The following is an 18,875-nucleotide window of genomic DNA, read 5'->3' as shown; positions in this document are numbered from 1 at the left end:
GTTCTCATAGACCCAGCCCACCACCGGAACGCCCCTATTTTCCCGCCGGGAAAAATAACACCCCGACACGCCTACTCGCACAAGGCCAAACCCCGGGTATAAACACCACAAAAGTTCCTATAGCCCTTTTTGCCTTGGGCCGACTTCCGGCTTCGAGTCATGTGTCAACTATCCGTTGAAACTAGACACGCTTGTTTGTGTAAACACAATCCCGCATCAACCCCAAAACGCCATCAAGTGCGCAAGAATACGAGCGGAGAGACGCGAGACTGCCATTGCAGGGCCGCGCCGCGTCTGACGCGGCAACGTCGCCCGGGATGGGCGAGCCTATGCGATGGAATACGGCCCAAACTGCAAAGTGGTGCGGAGCCAAACGGGCCAACATGGCAGGAAGCAGAGAAATGCTACGTTGGCCCAGTAATGGGCGGGACAACGTGAGATTAATGAGAGTATTTGCATAGTAGCCCGGCAGGGCATTGTAGGGGATTTTTGCAGAATGGCGGAATTCCGCGGTTTTCCAATCTGAGTGAGCGGGCCAACACGAAGAAAAACCACAGATTCACATGCTCGCCCGGATGAGAGCGGGCCAACGTGATTAATATGCCACAAACTGCATTGCGGCCCGGAGTACAACGGGCCAACGCAGCGGAAAGCATCAAAATACTAAGTTCGCCCGGCGTTGAGCGAACTGGGGGGCTCTACGACTCCACAGCACAGACGATTAAACGAAGTTGACCAGACTTCGGACGGGCTGGAGTGAGATTTATGAGGGTTATTACATTGCGGCCCGAAATCACATGGGCAATTACAAGGATTCCTCCGATTAACAACGCACGCATACCACGAATGGGCCTTACGGAGGGAACCTATGCGGAAGGAACCCAGGGAGGAAGGAACCCTATTGGCTCCGGAAACGAGTTGAGCCCCTCCGGGCGGAGGGGCTCAACTCAGGCTAGCGGTGTGCGCGGCCAGCGGGTTAGCGCCGTGCGTGGCGAGCGGCGGCTACTGGTGTAGCGCTCTCGCGGCGACGCTTGGCGGCAGCGAACAGGCCGGCACCTGCGAGCAACAGGAGCATGGCCAGGCCGGCCGGCGTTGCGACGCTGGCACCGGTGTTCGCGGTCTCAGGCAGCGGAGCGGTGTAGGTGGTCTTGAAGACCAGCTTGTCGCTCACCTGGCTTGCGGTCAGGGTGCCGTCGCCGTTGTCGACCACGCGGATGGTCACGTCGAACTCGGTGTTGCCGTTCATCGTCACGTTGGTCGGCAGCGAACCGGTCATGCTCACGTGGTAGGTGAGCTCCCAGATCGAGTTGCCGTCGGCAACGTACTGGTCGTAACCGGCCTCGGTCGGCTCATCGTTGACCTTAGTGGCGTACCCGTCAGCGATGGCCTGCTTGAGTTCGTCGATGCTGCGGTAGTGCAGTTCGCCGAAGTCGATCGTGCCGTCCGCATTGTTCTTCACAGTGGCGATCGGGTCGAGCAGCGTGCCGTCCGCAGTCTTCGGCTGGAGGACGAACGTGAATTCGCCTTCCTTCGGGCTGCGACCGTTCATGGCCACCTGGGCGTCGATCTTGCCCGGAGTGCCGCCTTCCACGTCGGTGGAGGCGTCGTAGCTGTTCACGAAGTCGATCTTCACGCCTTCGCTCTCCGGAATGTCCTTGCCCAGCGTGTACTCGTACACCGCGTCGGCAGGAGTATTCGGATCGATCACCACACCCGGATCATCGGCCAGCACCAGTCCGGCAGCCGGCACGAGCGCACGCAGTGCACGGACTGCGAAGCGAGCCACGGCGGACTTCGTGGTGTCTGCGGAGGCCAGCTTGGTGATGGCGGTGGTCACGGTGAGCGTGCCATCGTAGTTGTTCGTCACGCTGATCTTCACGAGGCGCGGATCGGTGTCGTTGGTGTAGCCCTTGGTCTTGGCCGGCACTTCCTGCACGAGGTAGACGTAGGTCTTGCCGTTGTCGTTCGTGCTGAACGTTGCCTTGCCGAGGATGGCCTGCATCGTGTCGGTGTCGCCGTCGAGCACGCGCTTGGTGGAGACCGTGGACTTGCCGGAGGCACCGAGGCCGAGCTTGGCAGCCGCGTCGGCAGCCGGTTCTGCGCCGGCCATCGTGGTGGCGGTCAGGTCGAAGCTGTACTGCTGATCGAACGAGTCACGTCCGTTCAGAACGGTGTTGATCTTCAGACCGTGTGCGTCATCGCCGGCGTTGTAGTCGAGCGTGGCTTCGTACGTGTTGATGAACACGTTCGGATCCTCGCCGAGCTTGTCGCTGTCGGCCACGGTGGCGGTCAGGTTGCCCTTGCCGTCATCGTGCAGGTTGATGGTGACTGCAACTTCAGCATCCGACTTGGTGAGCGTACCGGGCACGCCCTCAGCCTGCTCGGCCTTGGTTTCAGTGACCGTGTACTTCAGGGTCAGATCACGGGTGCCGTCCGCACCGGCAGTGACGTTCTTGATGTCGCCGAAGGTGTAGTTGGCGGTGCCGAAGCCGAACGCCACGTTGGTGTCGTGTGCAGCAGTGCTGCCAGTGACCTCAGCGGTACCGCCCTGGTAAGCGGCCGCGTTACCGGTATCCGGGGCGATCTTGAAGGTCAGCTTGTCGCCGGCCTTGAAGTCGCGGCCCTGCAGCGTGGTGTTGAACAGGCCGTCCAAGCTCACGGTGGTGGGCTGGGATTCGTAGGTGCTCAGCCACACGGTGTCCGCCGGGTCGGTGACCGTGGCCACCAGCTGACCCTTATCGCCCTCGGTGACCTTGACCGTGTAGGTGCGGATGTGGTCGCCCTGGAGCTTCAAGCCGTTCTGGTCGGCGGTGGTCTGCGTGACCGTGAACTTGTAGGTGCCCTGCTTCTTGAACGTGATGTTCTTGAAGTCGAACGCCTGCTCGCCGCTGGCCTGCGGGCCGTTCACCATGGTGGTGAGGTTGTTCGGCAAGACCACGTCGCCGGCGGCTACTGCATTGGCAGTGGCCTGATCGTTGGCGTCGGCGGCCAGCTGGAACTCGAAGGAGTCATCGGCGGTCCAGGTGCGGTCCGCGACCTTCTTCGTGCCCGTGATTGTGGCGGTGGCCGGGGTGGCGTTGTTGGTGAACGTCACATCGGTGGCAGCGCCAGCCTGAGCAGTCGGATCGTTGTTGAACACAACCTTGCCGTTGGCATCCGCGTACTTGGTGTAGGCCACCACGGTACCGTCGTTGTTGTCCTTGACGGTGACAGTGACGGTGTACTTGGCGGAGTCGTAGGCAACGCCTGCCTCGGTCTTTCCGGCCTTGGTTTCGCTGAGCTCGTACGTGTAGTCCTTGCTCTTGGCGCCGTTCAGGTCGGCAGCAGCGTAGGTGATGGCACCGAAGTTGAACGCGCCTGCACCGTTGGTCACGGTGGCGGTGTTGCCGTTCGCGCCGGTAGGCATCGGAGCACCGTTCTTGCCCACGAGCTTGAACTCGTAGGTCTGGTCGCTGGCCGGAGAGCCGGTGACGATCTTGGTGCCGCCGAGGGTTGCGGTGGTGGTGCCAGCCAGTGCGTACTGGTTGGTGATGGTCACGTTGCCGCGGGCCACGTTCGGCTCGTTGGCATCGTCGACGTACTCAGCCTGGTAGCCACCCTTGTTGTTATCGGTGACGCGGATGGTGATTGCCTTGGCGGAGTTGTCGTAGGTCCAACCCTTGTCGTTCTTGTTCGGCGAGGCTTCTGCCACGGTGAAGTGGTAGTCGCCCAGCTTGTCGAACGCAAGGCCGGTGCCGTTGCCGAAGAAGAAGGTCTCGCCCGGCTGGGTCTCGGTGACCTGGCCGTTGGAGCCGTCGATTTCGGCGGTCTTGCCGTCGAACTTCTTGCCGTCCACGGTCACATTGTCTTCCGTAGCACCGTTGGTGGCGCTGGCGAAGGCCAATGCGAACTCGTACTTGGACTGGGATGCGTGGCCGGTGACCTGCTTGATCACCTTCGGATCCATGGTGTTGGAGCGACCCTGCAGCGTGTAGTTGCTGACGAAGTCAACCGTGGCAGGAGCAAGTGCGGCGACGAGGCCACCCTTGTTGTCGTCCGTCACGGTCACCGTGATCGTACGGGTCTTGCCGCCTTCCAGCTGCCAGCCGTCGGTCCATGTGGTCGGCGAGTTCTGGTCGGTGATGGTGAAGGTGTAGGTGCCAGGCTTGGTGAAGCTCAGGCCGGCGAATGCTGCCGTAGCAGTCTTGCCGTCTGCGATCTCACCATTGGCGCCCGCGATCGTCACGGTCTCACTAGCGAACTGGTTGCCATCCGCACCGAGCACGGCTGCAGCATCGCCGCTGGCCAGTGCCAGAGCGAACTTGTAGTCCTGCTGGGAGGCGTGGCCGGTGACCTGCTTGGACACGCTCGGTGCCACCGCGTTGCTCACCTTGTAGTTGGAGTAGCTGTTGGTGAACTCCGGGGTGTTGCCGGTGATTGCGCCGGCGAGCTGGAACTTACCAGCGCCGTTGTCTTCCACGTGCACGGTGACGGTGTGCTTAGCGCCGTCGTACTTCCAACCGTTCTTGTAGTTGGCGGAAGTGTCGGCAGCGTTGTCGCTGGCGTCCGGCTGCACTTCGCTGACCTTGAACTTGTAGTCGCCGGCGGCGGTGAAGCTCAGGCCGGTGAAGTTCACGGTGGCACTAGCACCATCGGCAATGGTCTTCGGCACGGAGACGGTCTGCGCGGAAGCGTTGCTGATGTTGTTCAGGTGCGCTGCGGTGAAGTTATCGGAGGTGTCCGGCTCCAGCTTGAACTGGAACGTGTCGGCCACAGTGTTGTCGTACGCGTGACCGGTGACGGTCTTCTTCGCGCTGATAACAGCCTGCTCGCCGGTCCAGCCTTCGGCCGTGTAACCGTTGGTCCACACACCGTTGTCAGAGTCCTGAGTCCAAGTCCAAGCGCCGACCTTCAGGGTGCCGTCGCCGTTATCGGTGGCGGTCACGCTGACCGTGCGGGTCTTGGTGTCGTAGGCGATGCCGCCCAGGTTGCCCTTGGTTTCAGTGATCTGGTAGGTGTAGGTGCCCGGCTGCTTGAACGTGACCTGACCGAACGGGATCTGCTTGGTCGAGGTGGTCTCGTCGGCAGTGGCTTCGATGGTCACGGAACCGTTGGCCAGCTCAGGTGCAGTGATGGCGGTCTTGCCGTCAGCTGCCACGCCGGTGCCCTTGGTGGTAAAGGTGAACGAGTCGCCCTTCTTGAAGTTACGACCAAGGTTCTTGGTACCGTTCAGCGGTGCCGTAGTGCCGGTGGCGGAGTACACGTTGGTGAACTCGAAGCCGGTCTTCTTGGCGTTCGCGGCATCGCCGGCGATGTTGGTCACCGTGCCCACGATCTTGGATGCGTCGTTCGGGTTGGCCGCAACCGTCACGTCGAAGGTGCCGGTCTTGTCGCTCAGCTGGTAGCCGGCGATGGCGGTCTGGTTTTCGACGATCTGGTAGTGGTAGGTCTTGCCGAGGTCGGCGTTGCTGTAGGCGATGTCATCGAAGGATGCATTGCCCTGAGCATCGTTGGTAGCCTCAGCGGTGCCGCCCTTGGCGGTGTTGCCCGGCATCGGAGCGTCGGCAGCATTGGCGCCGGTGGCAGTGAGTTCGAAGGTGAACTTGCCTGCCTCGACGGTCTTCCAGTTGGCGCCGCCCTGCGTGCCGTTGCCAGCGCTGGTCACGATCTTCTTGACGCTCGGCATAGCGGTGGAGCCGGAGGCGGAGAAGTGGTTCATGAAGATCGGAGCGGTGGTGGAGTTGCCATCGTAGGTCACCTGAGCCTGGAGCGCGTTGGTGGTGCCGTCCGCAGTCACGGAGACGTGGGCGGTGTGCACTTCCGGTGTGGTCGGCATGGTGACGCCGGCCTGCTCGCTCTTGGTTTCGATGATCTGGTAGTCGTGGTCGCCCACGGCATCGAAGTCAGGCAGGGTGAACTCGACGTTCGCACCGGTGTTGGTGGCGGTGGCCACCGGCTGTGCATCGGCAACAGGCTGGCCGTTGTCGTCCACGTCACCGTTGTTGTACACGGCGAACGTGAACTTGCCATCCTGCGGAGCCGGAGCGTTAGCACCGGAAATCTTCTTCGTGGCTTCGAGCTTCACGCCCGTGAGCTTGGAGAAGGTGTTGGTGAACGTGTTGTTCTTCTTGCTGGTGGCAGCCTTGACGCTCAGCTCACCGGTGGCGGCATCCTGGTCGACCGTGAAGGTCACGGTGGCCGGAGTGTCGTCGTACTTCACGCCTGCGATGTGGCCGTTCGTTTCGGTGACCGTGTACTTGTAGGTACCCGGCTTGGTGAAGCGGAAGCCATCGTAGGTGAATTCGGCGGTGTTGCCGGTGGCGGGCTTGGTCGCCGTAACATCCTTGGTCACACCCTGGGCAGCTGCCTCAGCGTCGGCCGCGTTGGCGGCGGTGTCGTCAGCGGCGAGCGTGAAGTCGAACTGTTCGCCGTCCGCCCATTCGCGACCGGTGAAGGTCTTCTTCAGGGTGACTGCGCCGTTGACTGCGTAGGTGTTGTCGAACTTGACTGCGGAGGAATCGAGTGCCGTGGTGCCGTCGGCGGCGAAGTATGCGACCTTGGCCTCAAGCTTGCCGTTGCTGGTCACCGAGTCGGTCACGGTGACCTTCACGGTGTAGGTGGCGTTGCTCTTGGTGTAGGTCACACCGTCCACAGTGGCCGGGTTTTCCTCGGACAGCGTGTAGGTGTAGGTCTTCGCGCTGTTAGCACCGGAAGTCCATGCGCCGACGGTGTTGGCGTCGAACTGGATGCCCGGGAAGGTGACCTTGCCGTTCGCGGCGTTGGTCACGGTCACGGCATGCTCGCCGACAACCTCGGTCACACCGTTGCCAGCAGGCAGCGGAGCGTTCGGATCGTCGGAAGAGAGCTTGAACGTGAACTTGCCGTCGTGTGCGGAGCCAGGCACGTCGCCGTTCACGGTCTTAGTGGCCGTGATGTCGGCGGAGGTGACGCCATCGGTGGCGGCATAGGTGTTGGTCCATGCCAGATCATCGGCGGTGAGCGCAGTGCCGGTTGCACCGGTACCAGCCTGAACCAGCTCAGCATTCAGCGTGCCGGCAGTCTGATCTTCGGTGACGAGCACGTCGAAGTTCTTCACCGTGCCGTCCACGGTCACGCCGTTCTTCACAGCGGTCTTCTCGCGGGCTGCGTAGTGCAGGCGCCAGGTGGTGGCGTTCACCTGCTCGGCGTAGCCGGCGGTGACTGCATCGGCGAGTACCACAGCGTTGTCGTTGGCCTTGACGGTCTTGCGGTAGCTCAGCTGACCGAAGGTGATGCCAGCGGTGGTGCCGGTGGCGTTCACGTTGGCATCGGTGGTACCAGTGGAGACCACGTTCTTCCAATCAGGACCATCAGCCTTCACCGGGGCGATTTCGAAGCCGAATTCGTTGCCGTTGATCGGGCGACCGTTGAGGGTCTTGGTGCCGGTCGGGGTCACGGATGCGGAACCGTCGTTGGTGTACTGGTTCTTGAAGGCCAAGAACTTGGCGGTGTCTGCGATCTCGGTGCCGCTGGTCTGTACTGCCTTGGCGGTCAGCGTGCCTTCGCCGTTATCGGTCACGATCACGTTGAAGTCGAAGCTGGTGTTCACACCCTTCACGCCGGCAGGCAGCTGGTTGGTCTGTTCGGAGGCCGTGTACTTCACGGTCCAGAACGCGGCCTTGCCGTCTGCTGCTGCGGTGTAGGTGGCGTAGCCAGCGTCCACTGCCTTGTCGAGTGCTGCCTTGTTGTAGGTCAGCTGGCCGAAGTTCACGGCAGCTTCAGCGCCATTGCCCGCTTGAGCTGCATCGTTGCGCACGGTCTTGAGCACACCGGTGCCGGCCTTGGCGTCACGGCCCTTCAAGTCGAACTTGAATTCGCCGGCGCCGATGGCCTTGGCGTCACGGCCTTCGAGGGTCTTGGTACCGGTGAGGTTCAGCATTGCGGAACCGTTCGGCACGTAGGCGTTCTCGAAGTCGCCGCCGGTGACGGTCGGCTTGCCGTTCTCGATGTTCAGCGTGCCGGAAGTGGCATCGTAGGTCACCACAAACGTCACGGTGGCGGTACCGGATGCGGTCACGCCGGCCGGCAGGTTCGCGGTGTCTTCGGCCACGGTGTAGGTGTACGTGCCGGGCTTAGAGAACTTGAAGTCACCGAACTTGACCGGTGCGGTGGCCTTCACGTCAGCGGCGGTGGCACCGTACTGCTGGCCGTCGGCGTTGATGTTGGTCTTGCCCACGGTCACGCCACGGCGGCCATCGGTCGGCACTGCGGCGGCGGCATCCGCATCGGATGCACCGTCCGCGCCCTTGGCGTTGGTCACAGTGAACTCGAAGTTGTCGTTATCGCCCCAAGCGCGACCGGTGAGGGTCTTGGTGAGCTTGGTGTCTGCGCTGTCGATGTTGGACGTGATCGGCGCAGCCGTGTACGTGTTGGTGAACGCGGCCTTGTCGTTAATCTTGGCATCGGCGTCGGCAGGAGCGCCCGTGTTGCTCACGGTCTTGGTGACGTGCAGTTCGCCATCGTACGGGTTGTCCGCATCGTTGGTCTTGGCGGTCACGGTGAACGTCACGCCAGCGGTGTGGGTGTCGTCGGTGATGCGATCGTTGCCGGTCGCGTTCTCCTTCACGGTGTAGGCGTAGGTGCCTGCCTTGGCGAAGGTGAAACCGCCGGTTGCCGAGTTGGTGGCCAAGTCGCCCAGTGCCACGGCCGGCTTGCCGATGGCGTTGAACGCGGTGCCCACCTTGGAAGCGTCGTTCAGTGCACCAGTCAGCGCGTCGCCGGCCAGGCCGTCAACAGCGCTTTCGCCAGCGTTCGGAGCCAGGGTGAAGCCGAAGGTTTCAAGGCCCCAGGTCTTGCCGGCGAAGGTCTTCTGCACGGTCAGGCTGGAATCAACGCTGCTCGGCGTGTAGGTGTTCACGAAGTTGTTCGTGACAGCCTTGCCGCTCACGGCATCGAAGCTCTGCAAACCATCGGACTTTACGGTCAGGGTGCCGTTGGCATCCTGCGCAACCGTGAACTTCACCGTCTGATCTGCAGCCAGGCCAGTGTTCTTGACTACATCATCGCCCTTAGATTCGCTGATGATGTAGCTGTAGACGCCGGCCTTGGTGAAGGTCACTGAACCGAAGTTCAGGGCTGCGCTGGTCTTGCCAGCTGCAGTAGTACCGTTCACGGTTGCTGCCTTGAATGCCGGAGCATCCGCGCCGCCTGCAACATTGAACGTGAAGCTATCGCTCTTCTGGAATTCACGACCAGTGATGGTCTTGATACCAGTGAGTGCCACGGTGGTGGGCTTGTAGCTGTTCACGAAGTCGAGGCTGGAGGTATCGGTACCTGCGCCAGCACTATTCTTGGCCACGGCGGTGGTCACGGTGAGCTGGCCGTTGTGAGCGTCCGGCTCGGCGACAGTCACCGTCACGGTGTAGGTGGAGGTGTCCTTGGTGAGGTTGAGGCCCTGGGCGGCGGTTTCCTTCACCGTGTAGGTGTAGGTCTTGCCAGCATCCTTCAGGCTGTAGTTCACCTTGCCGAAGCCGAGGTCAGCTTCGGTACCGGAGGTCGGGGTGATGGTCAGCGTGCCAGTGTTGGCATTCTGAGCGTCAGCCGTGAGGCCGGCCGGCATCGGCACCTTGGCATCTGCCGCAGCGCCGGCGGTGGCGTCCTTGCCGGTTACGGTGAAGGTCATCTGATCGGCCACGTCGTTCTGGGCGGTCTTGCCCTGGAAGTCACGGCCGGTGATGCTCTTCTTACCCGCAAGGGTGACCGCACCGGTGGAGGCGTAGGTGTTGGTGAAGGTCGGGGCATCGGCCAGTGCGTCGCCGGTCTTGTTGCCGTTGGCGTCGGCCTTGTAGTACTTCAGATCAGTGGTGAAGTTGCCGCCTTGGCCACCGGAGACGGTGACTTCGGCAACGTACTTCTGCTCATCGTAAGTGATACCTGGAATGCTGCCCTTGGTTTCGGCGAGCACGTAATCATAGGTGCCGGCCTTGGTGAAGGTCTTGGAACCGAAGCTGATGTCAGCATCGTTCTTGCCTGCAACGTTCTGGTCATCGCCGGAAACCGTCTGGTTGGTGTACGTCGGTGCACCAGCCGGGTTGGTGACGGTGAAGTCGAAGATGTCGCCAGCCTGGAAGGCGCGGTTCTTGAGCTCCTTCTTGGCGTTGATTGCAACGGCGGTGGACTTCGCGGAGTAAGTGTTCACGAACTCCGGCTTGCCGCTGGTGCCGATAGCCGGCGCGTTGGCAAGCGGGCTGTAGCTGACTGCAGCCTCAAGTGCACCGTTGTTATTGTCGGTGACGTTCACGGTGACCAGGTACTTGCGCACGGAGTTGGTGACGCCGTTCGTAGTGTTGCCGCCGTCGTCCTCACTCATCACGTAGTAGCGGATGCCGGTGGTGGTGTAGCTCAGGGCCGGGAACTTCACGTCAGCGGACTTGCCGTCAGCGCTGGTGTTGGAGTTCTTCGCGGGCTCGGTCTTGCCACCTTCGGTCACGTTGCCGTTGGCATCGGACTCGGCCAGGGTGAAGCTGAAGTCGCCGTCCTTCATCTCGTGGGTGCCGGAGGTGACGTTCAGCGTCTTGGTGGCCTCCACGTTGGCCTGAGCTTCCTTAGCAGCGTAGGTGTTGGTGAAGGTGTCCTGTGCGTCGCCGTCGAGGCCGGTGATGGCCGGGGCGGAGACAGCCAGCGAGCCGTCGGCGTTCTGGGTCACGGTGTAGACCACGGTGGCGGTGTGGGTATCGTAGGTGATGCCGTTCTTGGTGCCGCCCTTGCCGTAGGTCTGGCCGTCAGCGCCGAGTTCCTGCACGGTGTAGGTGTAGGTACCGGTGCTGGTGAACTTCAGGCCGTCGAAGGTGATGTTCTGGGTTCCGGTCACACCGTTGCCGCCCTTCAGGGTCTGCACGGTCTGCACGCCGGCGAGCTGTGCTGCAGTGGCCTTGTTGCCGTTTACGCCAGCCTTCGGAGCGAGCTGGAAGCTGAAGGAGTCGGTGTCGAGCCACTGATCGTTGGCGCGGCCGGTGAAGCTCTTCTTCAGCACCAGGTTCTGCGTGCCGGATTCGTTTGGCTTGAACGTGTTGGTGAAGTCGTAGCTGGCCTTGTCGGCGGTTGCGGTGAGCGAACCGTCGGCGTTACGAGCCACGGTGACCGTCACGTCCTGTGCCTTGGAACCGGTGATGGTACCGGAGCTCAGGGTCGGGATGTTGACTTCGCTGATGGTGTACTGGTAGGCGCCTTCAGCGGAGAAGCTCAGGCCGGTGAAGCTGCCGGTGTTGGAGGTGCCGGACTGCGGAGCCTTGATGGTGATGGTCTTGTTGTTCGGCAGGGCAGCTGCTGCGGCGTCGGCATTGGTGATGCCATTGCCAGTCTTGGCTGCGATCTGGAACTTGAAGGCCTCGGTATCCCAAGTCTTGCCGGTGTAAGTCTTCTTTACCTGCACGTTGGTCTTGGTGGTGTAGGTGTTGGTGAAGGCCGCAGCATCCGTGCTCTTGTCGGCATTGCCGCTGTAGGTTGCGGTGGCGTGCAGAGTGCCGTCGTAGAAGCCATCGGCATCGGTGTCGACAACGGTCACGGTAAGCGCACGAGTAGTGGTGTCGTGCGACCAGCCGTTGGCGGTGGCATCTTCAGCGATCGTGAACTTGTAGGTGCCGGCCTTGGTGAAGCCGAGTTTGCCGAAGTTCGCGGTTGCGGTTTCGCCGTTCTTCACACCAGCCTTCACGGTGGCGGTGGTCTTGCCGTCCGTCAGACCCGTGATGTTGGTGGTGTCCTGGCCGGTTGCCGGGGTCAGCGTGTACGTGAAGTCCACGTTGGAGTCACGGCCGACCACAGTCTTCTTAACCTGCGGGGTCACGCTGGCTGCTGTGGCAGTGTAGGTGTTGGTGAAGCCGAGGTACTGCTGCAGGGCTGCGGCGTTGGCCAGAGCGTTGCCGTCACCATCGGTGATGGCAAGGTCGAGGCCGCCGTCCTTGTTGTCGTCGGAGACGGCCACGGAGAAGGTCTTCTCGGTGGTGTCTGCGGTCACACCGCCCTTGGACTCAGCCTTGGATTCCTGCACCGTGTAGGTGTAGGTCTTGCCGATGTCACTCAGGGCATAGTTCACCGTGCCGAAGCTGAAGTTGGCGGAAGACTTGCCGTTGACTGCGGCGCTGCCGCCGTCGATGGTGGCTTCGGTGACGCTGTTGCCGTTCTGCTGCGGAAGCGGAGCGGCAGTGTTATCAGCACTGGTACCGCTCAGCTTGAAGGTGAAGTTATCGCCTTCCTGGAACACGGTACGGTCGCCGGTGATGGTCTTGGTGCCGCTGATCTTCAGCGAACCCTTGGCGTCATAGGTGTTCTCGAATGCCGCCTGGTTGTTGGCCGGAGCACCTGGGGTGGCGAGTTCCTTGCCATCGTTGCCCTTGGTTTGGGCAAGCTTGGTGGTGGCTTGGAGCTGACCCTTGAGATCGTCGGTCACGATCACGGTCCACGTGTAGGCGGCCTTGGATGCGGTGATGCCCTTGCCGTTCTGAGTGGATTCGGTGATCGTGTAGACGTAGGTGCCGGGCTTGGTGAACTCGGTGGAAGCGAACGCGTTGGTGCTTGCACCGGTCAGGTTTGCCGGGGCTGCGACGGTGACGGAACCGTTGGTGCCGTTGTTGGCGGCGGTTTCGTCGGCGGTGGCCTTGTTGCCGAGTGCCGGCATGGCGCTCAGTGCGGAGGCATCGGTCTTACCGTCCAGCGAGGTCTTGGCTGCCTTGAACTGGAAGGTTTCGTTTTCCTTCCAATCGCGGCCGGTGATGGTCTTGGCGACCGTCGGGCCGGCGACCTCAGCAGGTGCGGCAGCGTAGGTGTTGGAGAACTGGATGCCAGTCTTGGCACCGGTGACGTTCAGGTTGCCCTTGTCGTCATCGGTGACGGTGATCTGGAAGTCCGTGTAGCTCTGGCCGTTGGCGGTTACACCGCCGGGCAGGTTGGTGGTGTCTTCGGAAGCACGGTAGGTGAGCTTCCAGATGTAGCCGCCCTTGCCGTTGGATTCGCGAGTGGCGTAGCCATCGGTCACGGCCTGGTTGAGGCTTTCAGTGGTGAACGCGATCTTCGGGAAGGCCACGGTGTTGGCGCTGTCTGCATCCGAACCATCAGCGTTCTTACCGTTGGTGGTGGTTGCAGTCAGCTTGCTGTAGGTCTTTGCGTCTGCGCCCGTGCCCTTGACCGGAGCCAGGTTGAACTTGAATTCACCGAACTTCAGGTCGCGGCCAGCGAGCGTCTTGGTGCCGGTCACGCCGGCCAGTTCGCCCTTGGCGTTGTAGACATTCAGGACTGGCTCGCCGTACTGGAATACACCGTTGCCAGTCACGCCATCAGAGAAGGTGAACAGGCCAGCAAAGTTATTGCCCTTATCAGGAGTAGTATAGAACGCACCATTCGGGCTGATGCGTGCGTGCATTGTGATGTCACGCGTAGTATCTGCGTATTCCCAACCCTGAGCACCGGAGTTCACCTCAGTCACATGCAGTTGGTAATCACCAGGCTGATACAGAGTGATGTTACGGAATGCGATGTTACCGAAGTCATAGTTGTCATTCGGCGCTACCGGCTTAGTACCGTTAGCAATCAGTCCATCGCCTGCATCATTGACACCCACACCATCGGTCACCTTGGAGAGGCTGCTGGTGCGTGTGGAGCTAAAGGCGTAATTCTTTGTGCCATCAGCTGCAGTCATGTTGTCGCCGGTCAGAGTGAACGTAAACGCGCTTGCGTCAGCATCGTGACCCTTTACGGCCTTACGAATACGCAAACCACCGGAAACCAGAGCCGGAATCTTATACGTGCTGGTGAAGTTCAGCTTGTCCTTGACCTCGCCCTTAGCGGTGTCTGCATCCGGGTACACCACTTCAGACTTGAGCTGGCCGGAGCCGTCGTCCGTGACCACCACGGTGAAGGACTTGCTTTCGCTCGTGAAGCCATAGGCGCCTTGTGCAGTCGACTTGACGGTGAAGGAGTAAGCGCCTGCCTTCTCAAAGTGCAGGCCGAACGGCTTGCTGCCAAGCTTGTCGAGTCCGTCAACACGACTGTTCAGCGTCGAGTTATTGAAACTACGGGTCGGCGTGTAGCCCGTTGCATTCGGTGTGGCAATCTGCTGATGACTTGCATCATCGGAAGCCCAGTAGCTGTCCTTGTTGGCGTTGCCATCCGCAGCAGTCATGGAAAGCTGGTAGTACACCTTGCTGATATCGAAGTCGCTATACTGGCCGTTGATCTTAGCCAGCGTGTCCTTATCGACACTCACCAAATGGGTTGCATCAATCGGCACATCGGCACCCTGCGGCTTGTAGGTGTTGGTGAACTGGAAGAGCGCACCAGGAGACAGCGCATTGCCATTAGCATCTTCAGCAGCAACAGAGAGATTACCCTTGCCGTCATCGGTGAGGATAATGTTGAAGTCCTGAGTGGAATCATCCATCTCATAGCCGGCAGGCGCGTTCTGCGTATCCTCGGTCACGTGGTAGTGGAAGGTACGCGTGCGCTTCTGCGAAGCAGTACCGTCTTCGGTGAAGTTGTCGGTGGAGAAGGTGAACTCACCGAAGTTCACGTTTCCGGCAGCATCGTTCTTAGCAGTCTTGGTCTGGCTCGGCATCGGAGCGTCGTCTTCATCGGCGGTCAGGTTGAAGGAGAACTTATCAGCAATATCACCAACATTGGCATCTTTATCGCTAGATATGTTCTTATGACCGATGAACGCAAATGGAACATCATTCGTGCCGTAATAGTTTGCAAAGGAAAGACCACCACTCGGATACTTGTAGTCAACGGTGATCTTGCCCGACTTGTTCAACGTAACCACCACTGTGAAGTACAACGTGCCCACACTTGCCGTATAGCCAGCGGGAAGCGATGACGTATCTTCATATGCCTTGAAGTACAGGTTCCATGTGGTAGAGCCATCAGCATTGGCCGATGTCGTCGCCCAGCCATTGTCCACGGCCTTGTTCAAATCCTCGATCTGCATCTCGAGAGTATTGAACGCAATTTTCGTTGGGGTATTCAGCTGATCAACGGAGAGAGGTGTACTGCCTACGCTATCCTTTGCTACACCCTTCGAAGTAATTTGTGCACCATTTGCTGCCTCAATATGGAAATTGAACTCATCATCTGTGGTAGCACCTGTGACCTTCTTGGTAGCAACTAAGCCACTTTCATCCCCATCAACATTGGTACCAGCAATCAACGCTGTGCCGTTATAAGTAATGAGCCAAACAACCTGCTTGTTATAGGGATTACCACCGTCAATGCCAGACACATGAACATTCAACTGACCAGTTGGCTGATTGTCCTCATCAAGCACTGCGTCAGCTTTAATATTCACCTTTTTTTGGTACTTATCCAAAGCCCAGACATCAGGATTATCGGGATCGGGATTCTTGCTAGTCATATACAAACTAACTAGCTTATCCTTATTCTTATCAGTTGGCTTATCAAAGGTTAAATATTCTTCAAAGGCCTTCTTCTCGGCGGCGGTCTGAGTCCAAACAATGTTGCCCTGTGCGTCATTGGTACCGGTCGCATAAGTGGCTTGAGTGTCTCCATTATAGATCTTGAACTTCCACATGCCTGCCATGGACAGAACGGAACGGCCCTGGGCAGTCATAATCGTGGAGACATTATCGAAGAAGTCAAACGTAGTCGGCACGTAGGTGACCGGCTCGTCTTGAGCCTTGGTGGTGGAATCAGTGGAAGCAGTGCCGTTCTGGTTCTGCAGGTTGGCCTGAGCCTTCGGCGCAGCCTTCTTTGGCTGCTCAGCCTTGGCGCTCTGCTTCGGCGCAGTGTACACATTAGTGAAGGTAGGAGCGTCACCGTCAAGCGCGGCGGCCAGCGTACCATCATCCTGCGTAGTCACCTTTACCGTAATCGCACGTTCCACAGAATCATAGGACCAGTCATTCTTAACGAACGTAGCCGTAGCCTTCTGCTCAACAGTGGCATCCTTGTACAGCACCTGCTTGCCATCGATGGTGGCGGTGGCATCCTCAGGCACATTCTCGGAGACCATGAACTGGTAGCTGCCTTCAGCGGCGAAGATCAGCTCACCGAAGCTCACCTTGGTCTCACCATTGGCACCCTTGGGAGCGGTGGCGGTCAAGGTGTTGTTCTGGTCGGCGTTGAGACCGCCCACCTTGCTCACGTCCTGACCGTCGGCCGGGCGCAGCGTGAAGCCGAGATCGGCACCGGTGGCGGCGTTCTCAGTCTTGAACGTCACCTCCGGAGTGAACTTGGCGCCATCGGTCACCTGATTGGTTTGCGCGTTGGCGGCTTGGCTACCGTTCTGTGCATTCTGGCTGTTCTGGCCGGTGGTGGGCTGCGTGGTGGTGGACTCGTCTGCCATAGCGGTAGACGGAATCACCATCGCCAGCAGCATTGCAGCCGAAACTGCACCGGCAACGAACGCACGAACGGAGCGCTTCATATTGCTTCCAAAATCGCTGAGCATTGCTCTTACCCTTCTTCTTGAGGAGCTGGGACACACCACACCCATACTTCTCGACACTGATGCCCCTATAGTAGCAGTGCTGGCCTATAACACAGGTTTCTTGCTCAAAGCTGCATTTCTTAGTAAAAACGCCTTGTATAAGTGTGTCGCAGGTCACATTTTGGTGCGCTGTTTCACATGTCGAACCGTTTCGATGGGGTTGGGGGGATGCGGGATGGGCGCGTGGGCGCGAGCGCGGGTGTGTGCGTTGACGCTGGCACGGGCGGCGCGATGTGCTTCGCGGGGGTGTGTTCTGGCATGTGTACGGAACGGGTTCGCGGGGGTGGGCTCGCGGGGTGTGTGCTCGCGCGGGAAACGCGGTGCTTGAGTGTGCACGCGCGGGCAAGAGCGGGACAACATGGCAATACTGCCGCAAACGTCATGATGGCCCGGAAGCAAGCGGGCCAACATGAAATTTGAGGGGATTTTCGCACAGCGGCCCAGTGGCATAATTTGAGTCATTTTCAAGAATGGCGGAATTCCGCGGTTTTCCTTTTCAAGCGAGCGGGCCAACATAGCAATTCTGTTCCAAACACCATGTTGGCCCGGAGACGAGCGGGCCAACACGCAAAATCACGTGCGAACTTCACAGCGGCCCGCTACCCCACGGGCCAACTCGCAGAAATCGCCATCATCGGCACCTTCGCCCGCCCAGGCCGGGCCAACTCGTAGGAATCACCATCGTTGGCGCGTTCGTCACTCCCTCATGGGCCAACTTCGCGACCCGGCCCAATCACCGCACGCCATCGGCCGGAGATGTCCAAGTTAATCATCAAAGTTAATCATCAGTATAATAATGATTATCTCGGTTTATCACTAGTTTACATAGTATTATCTCATCACAACAGCAGTCGCGAGCAGCAGAGAAGAGCAAACCATGAAGTACACACCAACCTCAGTGCACCGAGACCTTCGTCTCATCGGCGAGCGATTCTCTCAACAGCGCAAACTATTACTGCTCACCGTGGCGGACGTGGCTCAACGCGCTGGTGTGAGCCCGACCACAGTCTCGAATCTTGAACAGGGGAAGCCTGTACGCACCGACTCCATGTTCAGCATCGCGCGAGTGCTTCAACTCGCCGACGGCATGGTGCAGGCCAGCAACCCCTACCTCACCGACCTAGGACGGCTACGCGCCAATGAGCAACTCCCCCAACGGGTGAGGCGGTAATCATGGCAAAGAACACTATTGAAGCCGCTGTTCTCATCACCCTTGGAAGCGGCGCAGAACAACAAGCCGGCACACTGTACGCTTCCGGCAACGAGTGCGTATTCCGCTATGCCGCAGAATACATAGCCTCGCCACAGTCATTCGACTTGTTCCCTTCGCTCCCGCGCTCTCTGGCACCATTCCACTTCGCTGGACTCGGCCCGTTCTCCGACTGCGCGCCGGACCGATGGGGCAGAAAAGTATTTGCGCGTAGTCTGAATCGCACGCGTGTAAGCGAAACAGAATACCTGTTCGGAGTCAACGATCTCACTCGTCAAGGGGCAATTCGATTCTTCATAGAAGGCAAGCCCGCTGCCGGGGATGAAGGCGTACCGGCCCTTGCCAGCCTGCCCGACCTGCTCAATACCGCGGATGCAGTGGAGCAAAATCGCGAAATAGCGAACATCGAGTTGCGTAGGTTATACCGCGCGACTGGATCACTCGGAGGCGCACGACCGAAAGCATCAGTCGTAGACCAGGGCGCGCTATGGTTAGCAAAATTCCCTAAACCAAACGGCGACGATTGGGATGTAATCGGCTGGGAAGCCGTGACACTGGAAATAGCGCGCATGACTGGGATTACCGTGCCTGAGCATCGCGTACTCACCATTCATGATCGCACTGATATGCCACGAACAGTACTCTTGACCAAACGATTCGACCGTGCGCCACAACCAGCAACAGTTGAGGCAATGCGCAGAATTCCTTACATGTCGGCTCTGACCGCGCTAGCAGCGCAGGACGGCGAAGGTGGCGACTGGTTGGACTTGGCCGAGTTCGCCCGCCAATATGGATGCGATACGGTCGAACTATGGCGGCGTGCAGTATTTGGCGTGGTCATCGGCAATCTTGACGATCACCTGCGCAACCACGGATTTCTTCGCGTTGCCGGTCAATGGCAATTGGCACCAGCTTTCGATATGAATCCAGAACCATATGATGCGCACGTTCCGGACCGGCATCAGATGTCTCTGTTCGGTCAAGATGTTATTGGCCTCGATCAATTGTTGTCTGATGATGGGCTGGCGTTATTTGGAGTGCGCCACAATTACGCCGCCCAATGGATGCGGACATTAGAGTCTGCGCTGATGCAAGCTGTTGCACGCGCAGGATTGCGACACATTGACGCACAATCAATTGCTGTGATGAGGGGACGATTCGAGCGAGCGGTGTCGGAGATTCACAAGGTCATCCAGCAGTGACTCTAAACCG

General features: G+C 59.6%; 3 protein-coding genes. 2 read left to right on the top strand and 1 reads right to left on the bottom strand.

Annotated elements, in window-relative coordinates; translation table 11 throughout:
- Positions 1-976: 976 nt before the first annotated feature.
- Positions 977-16,390: a Spy0128 family protein gene (locus tag JS530_RS10160; RefSeq protein ID WP_214377049.1), complete on the bottom strand. Its 15,414-nt coding sequence runs from the start codon at positions 16,388-16,390 to the stop codon at positions 977-979.
- A 940-nt stretch (positions 16,391-17,330) separates the two neighbouring features.
- On the opposite strand from JS530_RS10160, the gene JS530_RS10155 reads away from it, so the two are divergent.
- Both JS530_RS10155 and JS530_RS10150 read left to right on the top strand, forming a co-directional pair.
- Entirely contained in the window at positions 17,331-17,624 is a 294-nt protein-coding gene (locus tag JS530_RS10155; RefSeq protein ID WP_214377048.1) for a helix-turn-helix domain-containing protein, read from the top strand.
- 2 nt (positions 17,625-17,626) lie between these two features.
- Positions 17,627-18,865 (top strand): type II toxin-antitoxin system HipA family toxin, encoded by a 1,239-nt coding sequence (locus JS530_RS10150; RefSeq protein ID WP_214377047.1) that lies wholly within the window; start codon positions 17,627-17,629, stop codon positions 18,863-18,865.
- Positions 18,866-18,875 lie beyond the last annotated feature (10 nt).

This window comes from Bifidobacterium colobi, assembly GCF_018555455.1.
In the GTDB taxonomy this organism is placed as follows: Bacteria; Actinomycetota; Actinomycetes; order Actinomycetales; family Bifidobacteriaceae; genus Bifidobacterium; species Bifidobacterium colobi.
Note: the sequence above shows the minus strand (reverse complement) of the source record. Positions and strands in the feature narration are given on the sequence as shown.